Origin of the sequence: Ruegeria sp. HKCCD4884 (assembly GCF_013110855.1) — a bacterium.
Taxonomy (GTDB): domain Bacteria; phylum Pseudomonadota; class Alphaproteobacteria; order Rhodobacterales; family Rhodobacteraceae; genus Ruegeria.
On sequence record NZ_WVRJ01000005.1, the window covers coordinates 269,032 to 284,312 of the forward strand.

The 15,281-nt window shown below is 57.9% G+C and carries 18 protein-coding genes; 3 read left to right on the top strand and 15 right to left on the bottom strand.

What is annotated here, in order from left to right; translation table 11 throughout:
• Positions 1-32: 32 nt before the first annotated feature.
• Positions 33-716, top strand: a complete 684-nt coding sequence (locus GS636_RS10205) for a DUF1045 domain-containing protein (protein ID WP_171187092.1) — start codon at positions 33-35, stop codon at positions 714-716.
• Here the strand turns inward: GS636_RS10205 and phnN are convergent.
• The 8 genes from phnN to phnG are packed head-to-tail and all read right to left on the bottom strand — an operon-like array spanning position 698 to position 6,294.
• A complete protein-coding gene (phnN, locus tag GS636_RS10210; protein ID WP_171669370.1) occupies positions 698-1,246 on the bottom strand; it encodes a phosphonate metabolism protein/1,5-bisphosphokinase (PRPP-forming) PhnN in 549 nt (182 codons plus the stop codon). The genes GS636_RS10205 and phnN overlap by 19 nt on opposite strands.
• Positions 1,243-1,926: a phosphonate C-P lyase system protein PhnL gene (gene phnL / locus GS636_RS10215; protein ID WP_171669371.1), complete on the bottom strand. Its 684-nt coding sequence runs from the start codon at positions 1,924-1,926 to the stop codon at positions 1,243-1,245. Before phnL ends, phnN begins: the two co-directional genes overlap by 4 nt.
• A 22-nt stretch (positions 1,927-1,948) precedes the next feature.
• The gene (gene phnK, locus GS636_RS10220) at positions 1,949-2,719 is read right to left on the bottom strand and encodes a phosphonate C-P lyase system protein PhnK (RefSeq protein ID WP_171669372.1); all 771 of its coding nucleotides are present in this window, start codon (positions 2,717-2,719) and stop codon (positions 1,949-1,951) included.
• Positions 2,716-3,576: an alpha-D-ribose 1-methylphosphonate 5-phosphate C-P-lyase PhnJ gene (locus tag GS636_RS10225; RefSeq protein ID WP_171669373.1), complete on the bottom strand. Its 861-nt coding sequence runs from the start codon at positions 3,574-3,576 to the stop codon at positions 2,716-2,718. Before GS636_RS10225 ends, phnK begins: the two co-directional genes overlap by 4 nt.
• Complete coding sequence (locus GS636_RS10230) at positions 3,573-4,169, bottom strand: HAD family phosphatase (protein ID WP_171669374.1); 597 nt, start codon at positions 4,167-4,169, stop codon at positions 3,573-3,575. Before GS636_RS10230 ends, GS636_RS10225 begins: the two co-directional genes overlap by 4 nt.
• The gene (locus GS636_RS10235; protein ID WP_171669375.1) at positions 4,166-5,257 is read right to left on the bottom strand and encodes a carbon-phosphorus lyase complex subunit PhnI; all 1,092 of its coding nucleotides are present in this window, start codon (positions 5,255-5,257) and stop codon (positions 4,166-4,168) included. Before GS636_RS10235 ends, GS636_RS10230 begins: the two co-directional genes overlap by 4 nt.
• Before the next feature lie 3 nt (positions 5,258-5,260).
• The gene (gene phnH, locus GS636_RS10240; protein ID WP_171669376.1) at positions 5,261-5,836 is read right to left on the bottom strand and encodes a phosphonate C-P lyase system protein PhnH; all 576 of its coding nucleotides are present in this window, start codon (positions 5,834-5,836) and stop codon (positions 5,261-5,263) included.
• Positions 5,836-6,294, bottom strand: a complete 459-nt coding sequence (gene phnG, locus GS636_RS10245) for a phosphonate C-P lyase system protein PhnG (RefSeq protein WP_171669377.1) — start codon at positions 6,292-6,294, stop codon at positions 5,836-5,838. The genes phnH and phnG overlap by 1 nt, the downstream gene beginning before the upstream one ends.
• 103 nt (positions 6,295-6,397) lie before the next feature.
• Here phnG and phnF point away from each other — a divergent pair, with 103 nt between their 5' ends.
• Positions 6,398-7,108 carry a phosphonate metabolism transcriptional regulator PhnF gene (phnF, locus tag GS636_RS10250; RefSeq protein WP_171669378.1) on the top strand — a complete coding sequence of 237 codons (711 nt, stop codon included), beginning with the start codon at positions 6,398-6,400 and terminating at the stop codon, positions 7,106-7,108.
• Positions 7,109-7,152: 44 nt separating this feature from the next.
• Here the strand turns inward: phnF and GS636_RS10255 are convergent, their stop codons facing one another.
• The 5 genes from GS636_RS10255 to phnC form a co-directional block, all read right to left on the bottom strand.
• Positions 7,153-7,767 carry a chloramphenicol acetyltransferase gene (locus GS636_RS10255; RefSeq protein WP_171669379.1) on the bottom strand — a complete coding sequence of 205 codons (615 nt, stop codon included), beginning with the start codon at positions 7,765-7,767 and terminating at the stop codon, positions 7,153-7,155.
• A gap of 18 nt (positions 7,768-7,785) precedes the next feature.
• On the bottom strand, positions 7,786-9,153 hold the full coding sequence (gene phnE / locus GS636_RS10260; protein ID WP_171669380.1) for a phosphonate ABC transporter, permease protein PhnE: 1,368 nt from the start codon (positions 9,151-9,153) through the stop codon (positions 7,786-7,788).
• Positions 9,150-10,031, bottom strand: a complete 882-nt coding sequence (gene phnE, locus GS636_RS10265) for a phosphonate ABC transporter, permease protein PhnE (protein WP_171669381.1) — start codon at positions 10,029-10,031, stop codon at positions 9,150-9,152. Before phnE (GS636_RS10265) ends, phnE (GS636_RS10260) begins: the two co-directional genes overlap by 4 nt.
• Positions 10,032-10,098: 67 nt before the next feature.
• Complete coding sequence (gene phnD, locus GS636_RS10270; RefSeq protein WP_171094452.1) at positions 10,099-11,001, bottom strand: phosphonate ABC transporter substrate-binding protein; 903 nt, start codon at positions 10,999-11,001, stop codon at positions 10,099-10,101.
• 66 nt (positions 11,002-11,067) lie between these two features.
• On the bottom strand, positions 11,068-11,889 hold the full coding sequence (gene phnC / locus GS636_RS10275) for a phosphonate ABC transporter ATP-binding protein (RefSeq protein WP_171094453.1): 822 nt from the start codon (positions 11,887-11,889) through the stop codon (positions 11,068-11,070).
• A 163-nt stretch (positions 11,890-12,052) separates the two neighbouring features.
• On the opposite strand from phnC, the gene rpe reads away from it, so the two are divergent.
• A complete protein-coding gene (gene rpe / locus GS636_RS10280; RefSeq protein WP_171094455.1) occupies positions 12,053-12,742 on the top strand; it encodes a ribulose-phosphate 3-epimerase in 690 nt (229 codons plus the stop codon).
• Positions 12,743-12,828: 86 nt separating this feature from the next.
• On the opposite strand, the gene GS636_RS22900 is transcribed toward rpe, so the two are convergent.
• Positions 12,829-12,969 (bottom strand): transferrin-binding protein-like solute binding protein, encoded by a 141-nt coding sequence (locus GS636_RS22900; protein WP_371808719.1) that lies wholly within the window; start codon positions 12,967-12,969, stop codon positions 12,829-12,831.
• Positions 12,970-13,207: 238 nt separating this feature from the next.
• The gene (locus GS636_RS10285) at positions 13,208-15,043 is read right to left on the bottom strand and encodes an amidohydrolase (RefSeq protein ID WP_171669382.1); all 1,836 of its coding nucleotides are present in this window, start codon (positions 15,041-15,043) and stop codon (positions 13,208-13,210) included.
• Positions 15,044-15,281: the final 238 nt, after the last annotated feature.

The following is a 15,281-nucleotide window of genomic DNA, read 5'->3' on the forward strand; positions in this document are numbered from 1 at the left end:
GGTAGTGGAAGGCCACGCAATAGGAGGCCAATGTGACATTCACGCGATACGCGATCTATTTTGCGCCACCCGCTAAGGCGGAGTGGACGAAATTTGCAACCAGCTGGCTGGGTTGGGACATGGAAACCGGATCTTTGGTCGCGCATCCGGTAGTCGGAGACATCGACGTTGCCGCAGTCACGGAAGTGCCACGTAAATACGGGCTGCACGCGACGATGAAACCCCCCTTCCGACTGCGCGCAGTCCAGACCTTCGACGCCTTGCACGCAGCTTGCGGCTCGTTCGCCTCCAACCAACCTCCTGTCACGCTGGATGGCCTCGAGATCGCGCGGCTTGGCCGCTTTCTGGCCCTGCGCCCCATGGGTGAGACGCAAGCATTGAACACCCTGGCCGCCGCTTGTGTTCAGCAATTGGACAATTTTCGCGAAGCCGCAACCGAGGCTGAACTGGCCCGCCGCCGCGCCGCTGGCCTGACACCGGAACAGGAGGCCAATCTGGTTCAATGGGGCTATCCTTATGTGCTGGACGGTTTTCGCTTTCACATCACGCTCAGCGGCAAGCTGGACAAACCGACCCTTCGGGCCACCCAAGAGGCGCTGCAAGCCCATCTGGCCCCGTTGCTGCCGCAGCCCTTCCAGATCACCGATCTGGCGCTGATGGGCGAGGCTGAGGATGGTCGGTTTCACCTGATCCATCGCTACGCGCTTTCCGGTTGAAGTCGCGCAAGGATCTCGGCGACGGTGTCTTCCAGCGCACCGGAGTTGTCGACTTCGATGACCCGTTTCAAACCATCAGGCAAAGGCGCTTTGGCACGACCCAGCCGCCGCGCCTGTTCTGCTGCGCTTTCCCGCCCTCTTGCGGAGAGGCGCTGCGCCAAAACATCAGCTTCGGCCGTCAGGGAAATCACGATCAGGTCCCCAAACACCTCCTGCGCCTGCACCAACACGGCACGAGACAGGTTGACCAGAACAGCGTCAGCTATCTGCCGCTGCTGTGTGATCTTGTTCGGCACACCGTAAAACAGCCCATGTGCAGGCCAGCTCAGCGCAAAAGCCCCGGCCTGCTCCATCTGTTGAAACGTCGCGACGGAAACCCGGTCGAAATTCTCACCCTCTTCCCCTTCGGGACGGGTAATCACTCGGCGCAAGCGCTGGATACCGGGCGCATGGGCCACCAACGCCCCCATGACGCTGTCTTTGCCGACCCCCGAAGGTCCGACAACGGCTATGACCGGGGCAAGCGTCATGCAGCCAGCCCCGGTGTAAAGTCCGAGACATTGACTTCACGATCACAGACTCGCTCGCGGGCTTCAAGATCGTGGAAAATCCCAACAATCGCCGCACCACGGTGCTTTGCCTCTTCAATCAGAGACAAAACGGTTTCCCGGTTCTGCGCATCCAGGCTCGCCGTCGGCTCATCCAGTAACATCGCCGGATATTCGTGCGCAAAGCCACGCGCAATGTTCACCCGCTGCTGCTCTCCGCCAGAGAATGTCGTTGGACTCAGGGTCCACAAACGCTCGGGAATATTCAGCCGTTTCAGCAACCCAGCTGCCTTATCCAGCGCAACTTGTTTGTCCGTGCCTATGGCCAGCATCGGCTCTGCCACAACCTCCAGCGTCGGCACCCGAGGCACAACCCGCAGGAACTGGCTGACATAGCCCAACGTATCGCGACGCAATGACAGGATCTGGCGCGGCTCGGCTTTCGCGACGTCCAGCCCCCCAACCAGCACCTGACCAGTAGCGGCTAGGTAGTTTCCATAGATCACCCTCATGAGCGTGGACTTACCTGCACCGGACGCCCCCGTCAGAGCAACACATTCCCCAGGTTCAACCTTCAACTTCGCGCCTTCCATAACCGGGATCACGGCGCTGCCCTGATTATGAAGGGTGAAGCTCTTGCTCACATCGATCAATTCAATCATCGCTTCATCTTTTCCCAAATACTCAAACCTGCAGGACGCTGGACACAAGCAACTGCGTGTAGGCATGCTGCGGGTCGTCCAGCACCTGATCGGTCAGCCCAGCTTCGACCACATGACCGCTTTTCATCACCATCAGCCGATCCGCCAGCAAGCGCACCACGGCCAGATCATGCGTCACGATGATGGCGCTCAGCCCCATTTCACGCACAAGTCCGCGCAGCAAATCCAGCAAGCGCGCCTGCACGGACACGTCCAGCCCTCCAGTCGGTTCGTCCATGAACACCAGCCGAGGGCCCGTCACCAGATTGCGCGCGATTTGCAGGCGCTGCTGCATCCCGCCAGAAAACGCGCTGGGGCGATCATCCACACGGGCTGCTTCAATCTCGACCCGGCCCAGCCAGTCGACGGCCTTGTCCCGAATCTCGCCATAGTGCCGGTCGCCAACGGCCATCAGCCGCTCACCAATATTGCCGCCCGCGCTGACAGACATCCGCAGCCCGTCGCATGCGTGCTGATGCACAAAGGCCCAGTCAGTGCGACCGAGCATTCGACGTTCCGGCTCGGACATGGTCACGGTGTCTACCGGTCCGTCCACTCGGGTATCAAAGATCACTTGCCCGGCGTCCGGCTCAAGATGACCTGCCAGACAGTTGAGCAAGGTCGATTTGCCGGACCCACTTTCACCAACGATCCCCATCACTTCTCCGGGGTAGAGATCGAAGTTCACATCCGTGCATCCGATCCGCGCGCCATAGCGTTTTTCGATGCCCTTGACTTGCAACAGGGGTGTCATGCCGCGTTCTCCTTAGCCAGTCGGCCCACGTGACCTGTTTCGCGGCGCGACCGACAATAATCGGTGTCGGAACAGACAAACATCCGGTTGCCTGCATCATCCATGATAACCTCGTCCAGATAGCTGTCATCGGCCCCACACAGATCGCAGGGATGGTTGGCTTTGGTGGCCTCAAACGGGTAGTCCTCGAAATCGAGGCTCACGACCTTGGTGTGCGGGGGCACCGCATAGATACGCTGTTCTCGCCCTGCACCAAAAAGCTGGATCGCGTCCATCTCAAGCTTTGGGTTGTCGAATTTCGGGATCGGAGACGGGTCCATCACATACCGGCCTGATACTTTGACCGGATAGGCATAAGCGGTTGAGATCGCGCCGTGCTGACTGATGTCCTCATACAGCTTGACATGCATCAGCCCGTATTCTTCAAGGCTGTGCATCTTGCGCGTCTCGGTCTCGCGCGGTTCCAAAAAGCGCAGAGGTTCCGGGATCGGCACCTGATAGACGATGATCTGGTCTTCGCGCAGTTTCGCCTCGGGGATGCGGTGGCGAGTCTGGATGACAGTTGCTTTTTCCGTCTCCTCTGTGGTGGCAACTCCAGCGGTGTTCTCAAAGAACTTGCGGATCGACACGGCGTTGGTGGTGTCGTCTGCACCCTGATCGATCACCTTGAACGTATCCTCGGGCGTCAGTGCCGCCGCCGAGACCTGAACGCCACCTGTCCCCCAGCCATAGGGCATGGGCATCTCACGGCTGGCAAAGGGCACCTGATACCCAGGCACAGCCAGACCTTTCAGGATCGCCCGGCGGATCATCCGCTTGGTTTGTTCGTCCAGATAGGCGAAGTTATACTCGCTCATAGGAGACCTCTTTCAATCAACGCGCCTTCCAGCGCTTGAGGCGTCGTAAAGTGGATGCCATCCATGCCAACGGCGCGCGCGCCGTCGACGTTGTGCCGCCCGTCGTCGATGAATATGCAGTTTTCAGGCGCAAGCCCGGCCCGCTCACACAAGCGATGGAAAATCTCAGGCTGCGGTTTCAACAGCTTTTCCTGACCGGACACGATGGTCACATCGAAGACGTCGCCCAACTCGGGATGCGCGCCAACACCAACCGGCCATGTTTCCGCCGACCAATTTGTAATTGCGTGAACCTGCGTGCCTTGCTCCTTCAATCGATAGAGCAGTTGCCAGGTTCCTTCGATCTTTTGCGGAACGGTCATCGCATAACGCTCAACATACACACTCATGCGTTGCCGGTCTTCGGCGTCATCCAGTTCTGACGCCAGATCGGCGAAGTTCTCGCCGCCATCCGCCCTCAGATTGCGATCCTGAAAATCGATGCGGGTCAGGAACTCGGCCACGGCCTCGCGGCTGCCCATCTCGTGCAACCATGCCAGATGCGGATCCCATCGGATCAGCACATTTCCGATGTCAAAAACGACGGCCTTCATTCTGCGGCCTCCTTTGGCATAATGCGTTCTTCAGCCTCGCGACGCAGTTTGCGGACCAGCTCCTGCTCAGACTGGAAGTCGACGTAATGCGGCAGTTTGATATGTTCGAGGAAACCTGTGGCCTGAATGTTATCCGCATGGCTCAGGACAAATTCTTCGTCCTGCGCCGGTGCACCCAGATTGTCTTCGCCCAGTTCTTCCCAACGCAGCGCGCGATCGACCAGAGCCATCGCGATGGATTTTCTTTCGGACTGACCAAAGACCAGACCATAGCCACGTGTGAACTGTGGCGGTTCTGTCTTCGAGCCCGTGAACTGGTTGACCGTCTCACATTCAGTCAGCTCGACTTCACCAATATCAATGGCGAAACCCAGCTCGGGGATCTCCATTTCCACAGCGACCTTGCCGATCCGAAGCTCTCCGACAAACGCATGGTTGCGGGCGTAGCCGCGCTGGGTGGAATAGGCCATGCCCAGTACAAAGCCCTCGTCCCCGCGGGTCAGCGACTGTAAGCGCAAGGGACGGTTTGACGGAAACTCCATCGGCTCGCGGGTCAGGTCCCCCGGGGTGTCATCGCTGGCGGGTTCATCCTGAATGATGTCCTCTCCCCTCAGGAATTCGGTGATGTGCGGCGTGGGCTCCTGACGTGCCGCGCCTTCGGGTGCCTTGGGGGCTTCACCATCAGCAGCCAGTTTGAAGTCCAGCAAACGGTGGGTGTAGTCGAAAGTCGGCCCCAGAACCTGTCCGCCGGGCGCATCCTTGAACGTGGCCGAGATTCGGCGGTCACACGCCATCTGAGAGGTCTCGACCGGGTTGGAATAGCCAAAGCGCGGCAGAGTCGTACGGTAAGCACGGACCAGAAAGATCGCTTCGATCAGATCGCCACGCGCCTGTTTGATCGCCAGCGCTGCAAGGTTGGGGTCGAATAATGACCCCTCGGCCATCACCCGGTTCACGGCAAGGCTCAGTTGTTCGCGGATCTGTTCTAGGCTCAGCTCCGCTACATCCGTTGCGCCCCGGCGTTCTTCGGCCAACCACGTATGGGCGTTCTCGATGGCTTTTTCGCCCCCTTTGACAGCTACATACATCGCTTAGCCCTCTGTCCTGATCTGCGTGCTGCGCGGCAAGGCCGCGATCTTGTCACCGCAGGTAAAGAAGAAATCGCACCCTAGCGGATACAGCATCGCATTGCCCTGAAGCGCCGGAATATCCGGCAGAGACAACCGCGCGGTGTCCTTGATCCCAGGGCCGCTCAGAATGGTACCGCTTTGCTCAAGCTGGTCGCATTCTACAATTAGGGTCGCAGACCGGTCCGGGTATTCCGGCGTCCCGATACGATAGGCGTTCAAAGGACCTAGCGCGCCCCACGTACCAACGGCGAAATCAGCGTTGCCCGCAGACACAATCGGCGCGCCCGTGTGGAAGGTCAGCCATTTGCGAACCGCATCGGTATCAGCGTCACCGGCCAGATGCACCATCGTTTCGGGGTCGCACAGCGTCAGCAACAGCGTGCCTGCTGCCACGGACAAAGGCGCAGGGGGTTCACTGCCCATGAGGGTGCGAATATCACCCGGGCGCGCCATGACGGTCATGGCAGCGCGGAACGCGTGGGCGGCCTGGACAGGTGCGTTTTGAAAGCCCCCGGAAAACTGTGTTTGCGCGGCCATCAGTCTTCCCCCCGGACCAGCGTAAAAAACTCGACCTTCGTCGCGGCTGCCTTGGCCGCGCGTGCGGTCTTTGTCTTCTGCATTTGCGCCTGCAGCGGGTTAATCAGCTTTGCCTTCAACTCATCCGCGGAAGACGTCTGCATCATGGCATCAATCAACGCTGCGGCTTCGGCTTTCGGCTTGGATCTGCCCTGCACATATCCGTGACCAACCGTGCCATCCTGCAGCACGACCGAACAGCGCGTGACGGTCATTTCACCCAGATTGAAGGGGGCTCCGGTAGCTCCGGTGCGACCTCTCACCATGACGCCGCCCACTTCGGGGCTGCGCAGCCATTCAAAGCTTGGGCGGTCCTGAATGCCATCCCATAGCGTCATCAAAGCATCGTCCGGCGCGCGGGCCAGCAGACCCATCCATTCCTTCCGAGCCTGCGTCGCGATTTCTGTCTGATTTGTCATCAAAGCCTCTTGGCCGGGTTGTCTACATGAACTATACAACTAGACAAATATTACCCCTTAGGCATCCGAGTCGCAATCCGCGATGGTGTGAAGATTTGATGACATGAGCAAAACGCCGATCTGGAAAAGCATCGCCCTGCGCCTGACCTCGGACATCGCCGAAGGGCGCTATCAAACCGGAGATCGCCTGCCGACCGAAGCACAATTGGCTGCCACTCATGGCGTCAATCGCCACACTGTGCGGCGCGCGCTGGCAGACATGTCAGAACAAGGTCTGGTCCACGCCAGGCGCGGCGCAGGCGTGTTCGTGGCGGCGCGACCCACGGATTATCCAATCGGCAAAAGGGTGCGATACCACAAAAACATCTCGGCCAGCGGTAAGATGCCGGGCAAAAAAATCCTCGCGCTGACCACACGCGCGGCAGATGAAGCCGAAGCAGAAGCCTTGGGTTTGGACAAAGGTGATCCAGTGCATGTCTATGACGGTCTGTCATTGGCGGACGGGCAGCCTGTGGCCGTGTTTCAAAGCGTTTTTCCAGCCGCGCGATTCCCCGACCTGTTGCAGACACTGACTGAAACGCAATCGGTTACAAAAGCTCTGCAAGCCAGCGGCATCGCGGATTACACACGCATCTCGACCCGTTTGACAGCACGCGGGGCAACGGCAACACAAGCCCTGCAGCTTCAACTGTCCGAGGGGGCTCCGGTTCTGTTCTCGGTCGGCGTGAACGCCGATCCAGATGGCCAGCCGGTTGAATATGGGCGAACCGTTTTCGCGGGTGAGCGGGTCACGCTGACCCTGAACGAAGAATAGACCCCCAAAAGGGGTTTTCGGCTCTTGGATCTGCGAGAACAGAGTTACGCGTGCTTTTCCAAAAACGCTTCGGCACTTAGGGTGCGAAAATCCGGCAAAGCCGCGCGAAGCTTGGCGTTTTCCCAATCCCACCACGCAAGTTGTTCCATCCTGTCCGCGACGCCCTCGGGGAACCTGTTGCGCAGCACCTGAGCCGTGACACCTGCAACAATCGTGTAAGGCGGTACGTCTTTGGTAACCACCGCACCTGAGGCGACCACGGCACCATTACCGATCGTGACCTCGGGCTTGATAATCGCAGCGTGTCCGATCCAGGTGTCATGCCCGATCCGGGCGGTGCGACTGGCGCGATGAGCGAACCAATCCGCGTCATCTTCAGCATCGTCCCAATAGTCGGCTGAACGATAATGAAAATGATGCAGCGAAGCCTTGTCCATCGGGTGATCTGTCGCTCCGATACGAGTGAAGCTTGCTATATTTGCGAACTTTCCAATTTCGGCATTGGCAATATCGCAGGTCCGGTCGCAATAGGAATAGTCGCCCCAAACCGAGTTTGCCACTCGGCTGCCAGCACCAATCTCGACATATGCGCCAAAGCTGCTGTTGGTGATCTGACAATTTGTGTGAATAAACGGATGATCTGCGCGCAGTCGTGCCATTGTGTGTCCCAACTCGGCTCAGGGTAGCAAGAATGCTTTGCGCGCAGCGTCACGCGGTTTGCGTTTTTTGCCCGTTTCGCCCTGGATCAACCGTTTGCGCAGCCAGCCCGAGAACCAGTCCATCAACATGACCATCAGGATGATCAGGATGATGTAGTATGCGACCTCTTCCCAATCCTTTTGCGTGATGATCGCCTGCGTCAGCAGAAGGCCAATGCCACCGCCTGTGATTGCGCCAATCACCGTCGCGCTGCGGGTGTTGGATTCCAGAAAATACAACAGCTGGCTCAGCAACACTGGTGTGACCTGCGGAATGACCCCAAAACGATATCTCTGCGGCGCATTTGCGCCAGTGGACTGAACGCCTTCGATTTGCTTCTGGTCCACATTCTCCAACGCTTCCGAGAAGATCTTGCCGAAGGTCCCGGTGTCGGTCACCAGAATGGCAAGTGCGCCTGTCAAAGGTCCGGGACCAAAGGCGCGGGCCAGCACCACGGTCCAGATCAAAGCATCCACACCGCGCACAAAGTCGAACACGCGACGCGTTGCAAAGCGGATGGATTTCATCGGGTTGAAGTTGCGCGTTGCAAGGAAGGCCAGTGGCAACGCGACCATGGCCGCGCCCAGCGTGCCCAAAAACGCCATCAGGATCGTCTCGAAGATCGCCCAGGCCACATCCTGATGCCGCCACATCTTGTTGGTCCAGAAGTCATTAAAAATTGCACCCGCCTCACCCGACGCCGCCCGCCCGGCCAGTTCGGGGAAGGACTTGCCGTAATAGGGGCTGTCGAGCGTGAACCAGAACAGCTCCCACCCGGTGAAGTAGCGAAACACTTCCGACCGATTGCGTGTGACGGTCAGACGGCCAGCATCCGTCTTGATTGCCAAGCGGTTCTTCGAAACGTTGACCCACTCTGGCACGTCACCCGCAGGCAACTCTGCCTGTACGCCAGCCGACCGGCTGGGTGTTGCCCGAACAGTTCCATAACCGGGGATGTCATACTCGACCGTTTCCGGCCCGAACCGCACGACATGACCGTCTTCCAGATCGATCACGGTTGTCTCGCCCAGCGTCACCCAGTCCGGGGCCTGACCTTCAGGATACGCGCCCTTGCGTTCGCCTTCGATCGCGGCCGAGACTTCGCCGGTTCGATTGTCACGCTCGACATGCGTCTTGTAGCTGTAGCTGTCCGATACCAGTGTCTTACCGTTTTCCCAATTCGCGCGCGCTGCAAGGCCCGGAACGTCAAACGCGAAGAAGACGTAGACCAGATAGACAAGCACCAGCGCGGGCAGTCCGAAGTTCTTCAGTCTTTTTCGACTGAACAGACGGTCTGCTTCGGCTTTGAGCTCATCGACGGTCAGATTGGTTGCGAAGGTGCTCATACCGAGGTTCCTTTTTCCGACCCATGAGTCAGACGGTCGCGCAGGACACCAGACAGCTGGTCTACGACGACGATTGTTACGAAAAGTAGAAGGAAAATGGCCGCGGCCTCATCGTACCGCCCCTGCCCCCAGGACATGGCGTTGCGCAGCTCATAACCCAGACCGCCAGCGCCAACAAAACCCAGGATGGCCGAGGCGCGAATATTGATTTCGAACCGCAGCAGCGCATAGCTGACATAGTTGGGACCGACCTGTGGGATCACGCCCAGATACATGCGTTGCGACCAGTTCGCACCCACCGAATGCAGGCCCTCGACCGGCTTGAGCGAAGCGTTTTCGTTGACTTCGGAGAACAGCTTGCCCAGCGCACCTGCTGTGTGAATAGCAATGGCGATCATTGCCGGCACCGGACCACCGCCCAAGATGAAAATCAGTACAAGTGCGATCACAATCTCGGGGACGGCACGGCACACATCTGCAATTCGGCGAAACAAAGGGATCAAGGCGGGCCAAAGTGCCATGCCGCGCGTCGACATCAAGGCCAGAAACGTACCTGCAATCGCACCGATCAAGGTCGAAGCGGCAGCGATATTCAGTGTTTCGATCAGTGCGGGGAAAAACTTGGCCAGGTTTTCCGGCAGCGCGCCGATTTTTTCCCACGCCTCGGCCAAAACCTCAGCGGGGTAGTCGAAAATACGCGTCCAGCCATCGCGGAAACTGCCAGCGTTGCGGTCGTCAGCAACACGAAAGCCCGAGGCCATAACGGCAACGAACAGGATCAGGAGGATACCACCATAGACCCGTTTGCGGCGCGTCATCGCCGTATAGTCATCGCGGATCTGGTCGACGGTCGGGGACCCAGCGGTCAGGTCTGTCATGGAATGCTCCTGGGTGGAAAAACGGGGCCCGGATTTTCACCGGACCCCGATCATTGGGTATGCAGGCTTAGTTGGACTTCAGCTTGCGTGCTTCGATGATGACTTCGTAGGCATCATGCGTGATCGGCTCGAACGCTTTCGCCTCACCTGCGGCAACGCCGTAGAAGCAATCACGGTCTTTCTCGTGCAGGCCAGCCATCAGGGCTGTCATCTTCTCTTTGACATCCGCAGGCAGCGCTGTACGCAGAACAACCGGACCTTCCGGGATCGGCTTGGATTTCCAGATTTCAACCATGTCGTTCATGTCGACCAGACCGGCATCAACTGCACGGCGCAGCGCGCCCGAGTTGTATCCGTCTTCCCAGTTGCCAAGACCATCGGCCCAGGTAACACCACCATCAACGTCACCATTGTTGACCGCGACGATGGTCTGCTCGTGACCGCCGGTGAACTTCACTTCACCAAAGTAGTCGCCTGAGTCCATGGTGGCACCGGTGGCCTGCGGGATTTCTATGGACGGGATCAGGTAACCCGAGGTCGAGTTCGGATCGCCAAAACCAAAGGTCTTGCCTTTCATGTCTTCCAACGAGGTGATGCCGCTGTCCTTGCGGGCAAAGCCAACCGAATAATACCCGTAACCGCCGTCGACGTTTACCTTAACCAGAACCGGCTCAACCGCTTCGGGATCGCTCAGATAAGTTTTGGCGTAACCCGACGCGCCCAACCATGCCATGTCGATGGTGCCGCCCAGCAGACCCTGGATCACACCGTTATAATCGGCAGGCGCAAACAGCTTGGTCTCAACACCCAGCGTTTCTTCGGTGTATTCGCGCAGGCATTCGTTGTTGTTCAGACGGTCCTGAGCGTTCTCACCGCCCAGAATGCCTATGCGGAATTCGCTGATGTCCTGTGCCATGGCCGGTGCAGCCAACGCAGTTGTCGCCGCAAAGGCAGCAATCAGTTTTTTCATCTGTCTCTCTCCAGTTTGATTGCCCCGGCCTTTCATCGGGCCGGGCGATGAAAGGGGGTTGGTGGCTCAGATGGTCGCTTCCGCTTCCATCAGGGCCTTCTGGGTGGCGTCCAGAGTTTCGATCTCGGTCGATGTCGCCTCTTCCGAGAAGCTGGCATCGGCACCATAAATTTCACGGGCAACACCGGTCGTCAGTTGTTCAGGCAGCCCGTCAAAGACGATGCGTCCGTCACGCATACCGACAACGCGGTCGCAATAGCGGCGCGCGGTGTCCAGCGTGTGCAGGTTGGCGATGACGGTGCGACCGTCCTCTTCGTGGATACGGCGCAGCGCCTGCATCACCACCTGAGCGTTCATTGGGTCCAGCGAGGCGATGGGCTCGTCCGCCAAAATGATCTTGGGGTCCTGCATCAGGGCGCGTGCGATAGCGACGCGCTGTTGCTGGCCGCCCGACAGGGCCTCCGCGCGCTTCGGTGCGTGCTCGGCAATACCAAGACGATCAAGTATGTCGATAGCGCGATGGATGTCTTCCATCGGGAACAGGTTGAACATGGTGGCCAGGGTCGAATGGCGGTTCAGCGTGCCATGCAAAACGTTCGAAACAACATCCATACGTGGCACCAGATTGAACTGCTGAAAGATCATGGCGCAGTCAGCTTGCCAGGCGCGCTTTTCGCGGCCCTTCAGTTGGGTCACGTCACGACCTTCGAACAGGATCTGACCATCGCTGGAGTCCGTCAGTCGGTTGATCATCCGCAGCAGGGTCGACTTGCCTGCACCAGACCGCCCGATAATCCCGATCATGCAAGGCTTGTCCACATCCAGCGTCGCAGCATCCACAGCAACGTTGTCGCCAAAGCGTTTGGTCAGTTTCTTGATATGCAGCACGTGCCACCCCCAAATGATGTTGGCGGTCAGCTACAGATGCCATTCAACGGATATGTGTCAGCGTGGTGAAAGTTTTGTAACGGACCAGCCGTTGCGGGGGCTATCCATCCCCCTGCCCCACAGGTATACGCTTCGGCGACTCTTTTTCTGATACGAGGCCATCATGAGCTTTGACCGCACCATCAAGATTGCTCCATCGATCCTGTCTGCCGACTTCGCCAACTTCGGAGCAGAGATTCAGGCCATCGAGGCACAAGGCGCGGATTGGGTCCACGTGGATGTCATGGATGGTCATTTCGTTCCGAACCTGACCTTTGGCCCACCCGCCGTCAAAGCCTTCCGCCCGCACGTGAAAACCGTGATGGATGTACACCTGATGATCACCCCTGTTGATCCTTACATCCAGGCGTATGCCGATGCCGGAGCGGACATTCTGACCGCACATGTCGAGGCGGGGCCGCATACACATCGCACCCTGCAAGCGATCCGCGCGGCAGGTATGAAAGCAGGCGTCGCCCTGAACCCCGGAACGCCGGCAGAAGCGGTCGAGCACCTGCTGGATCTTACCGATCTGGTTTGTGTAATGACGGTGAACCCCGGATTCGGAGGTCAGAAATTCATCGATATGACCGGCAAGGTGCGCAAGCTGCGCGAAATGATTGGTGACCGTCCGGTACATATCGAAATCGATGGTGGCGTGGATCCAAAAACTGCCCCGTTGGTCGCAGCTGCAGGTGCCGACGTACTGGTGGCCGGTTCGGCTGTTTTCAAAGGTGGATCGGTGGACCAGCCGGACGTGTACGGTGAGAACATCCGTGCTGTACGCGCAGCAGCACAATCAGCGTTGTCCTAGTTTCGAGACTGACATTACCGGCCAGTAGCTCAGCCCTTTACCGACGGTGAAAGGAGCCCTTCACAAAAAGGGCTCCTTTCCGTCTATCAATCCGCGCCGAACGACCCGATATGCGATACGCCGTTGGCGCCGGACGCTTGGAATATCCCACCAACGTCTTGGGCGTTCGGGCCAAAAAACACTCCGTAAACTTCGCCATTTGTCTCTGCCCCATAAGTCGTCGCGATAACACCAAACGAAACCTCTTAGGGATCGCGTTTACGGATTGAAAAGAACGACCTGTTCATTGGAAACGGGTTTTCCCCGTTTGGTTTGATTGAGTACAGCCGAACGGAGTCCGACATCCCGGCCTGTAGTTTTACTGAGACCAATTTCGAGCTTGGGCTGGAACGACGCTTTTGACAAAGCGACATCGGTTTGTTCGTTTTTTTACTGGTGCCCGCACCTCTGGTTTCGTCGGGCCGTTCACTCAAGCTCCTTTCCTACAAGCCATGGGTCTTCAACTTTCATGCCCTGATAAACCGCATGCAGAAAAAGATGGGCAATCACAGGGTCGTTTGAAAATGGCGAGAACTGCAAGTTACCCTCTCGGACGCCTTCATCTGCTTCATAGACGACCTCGTCGCCCTTTACAGTTACAAGCACTTCAAGCTCTGCCAGCGTTTCGGGGTCGACCGCTGTGGGGTCATCCGACAGGATCACAAAATCCGCAACTTTGCCAACTTCGATAGAGCCCTTTTCATCTTCTTCGAAATGCTGCCAGGCAGGCCAAATTGTCATGGCTTTCAGGGCAGTCATGACGTCGACCCTCTGATGCGGTCCCAAAATGTCGCCCGACCGTGTGCGACGCGTAACGGTCGCGGCAAGTACACGCATGCTGTCGGGAAATGCGACCGGGGCATCGTGATGTGTCCCGAACATCATGTCACGTTCTCGCAGCCATCCCGTGGGTGAGATGTTGTCAGCGTTGACCGGCCCCACAGTATGATCCCGGTGCCAATCACCCCAATAGAATGTATGCATCGGGAACAGCGATGGAAACACGCCCAGCCGTTTAAAACTGGCGACCTGATCCTCTCTTAGAAATTGGCCGTGGATCAAAACAGGGCGATTGCCCGGGTCACCATATTTGATCTGCGCCTCTTCAAGGGCCGCGATCAACATGTCAGATGCCCCTTCGCCGTTGGAATGCACGAGGATCTGGAAGCCACTCTCGTAACACCAGTTCACCGCATCCTGAAGCTGCTCCATCGTTATTGCGGCATAACCGGCATACCCGGCGGCATAGTTTCCAACTGGGTTGTAGTAGGGTCGGTCCCGCAACGCCGTGAAACCTTGCGGCGAGCCGTCGATTGTAAGCTTGCAGCCGCCGACCCGGACGCGGTTACCGTAATCAGCCGAGGTGTTCTCTCCGATATAGTCCCTCGACTCCAGCACATCTGGAAAAGCGACCACGTCGATTGGCAGACCATCTTCAGCTGCAACTTTCTTGAGCACCTCGACAATCTCACCCGAAGATCTGCCTTCTTGTCCGGTTGTATATCCAAACTTTGCCCAAAGCTCGGATCCGGCTTTGGCAAAGGCGGCCAAGCCCTCCTCGCCCAGATTTCCAAGTATGGGAACGAGGACCGAAAAGAACGCGTATTCTTCCAAAACACCATTGGGTTCTCCGGCTTCATCGAGCTGAATGACCCCGCCAGGAGGTGCCTCTGAAGCGGCGGTGATACCTGCCAACTCAAGAGCTTTAGAATTTGCGACCCCCAGATGACCGGATTGATGAATGATGATCACAGGCAAATCCTCGGACACCATGTCCAGATCTTGCCGTGTCGGGTGACGCAGTTCCTTCAGTTGCGCATTGTCATAGCCAAAGCCGATGATCATTTTCACCTGCTCAACGGCTTCCGCGTTCTCAGCGGCCCAGTTGGACAGTGTTGATTGCAGGGTCGCAATATCTAAGACGTCCCCATCCGGCGGCGCGAGGAGGTTGGCGGACAAAGCCTGCAATCCACCCATGACGACATGACCGTGGCTGTCCACAAAGCCCGGCAGCATCGCGCGTCCGTTCAGGTTGAAGGTTTCCGTTCCATCACCTTGATGTGTGGACAGATCAGATAGTGAACCGACGGCCAGTATGCGTCCGTCTTTGACTGCGACCGCTTCGGCAGTGGGGCCTTTGTCATTCATCGTGACAATTGGACCGCCGAGATAGATGCGATCCGCGATTTGTTGGGACGCCGCCGAAGAAGACGAAAACGCGAGTGCCGCGACAAGACAGAGTGAACGAGCCGATACGTGCATCTTATGACCTCTTTCGAATTGCAATGTCTCAATATGAAAGAGAGTAGCATTTTGGCGGGCGTTTCCGAAAACGAAAAAGGCCGCCCTGATTTGGGACGGCCTTCTTTAGTTCTTTACCGAGTTGCTCCCGGCAGATTTTCCTGAGGAAAATCGCCTGCCGCAACCAGGCGCGACAAGCGCGCCTTACTCGATGATTTTCGACACAACGCCAGCGCCGACGGTGCGGCCACCTTCGCGG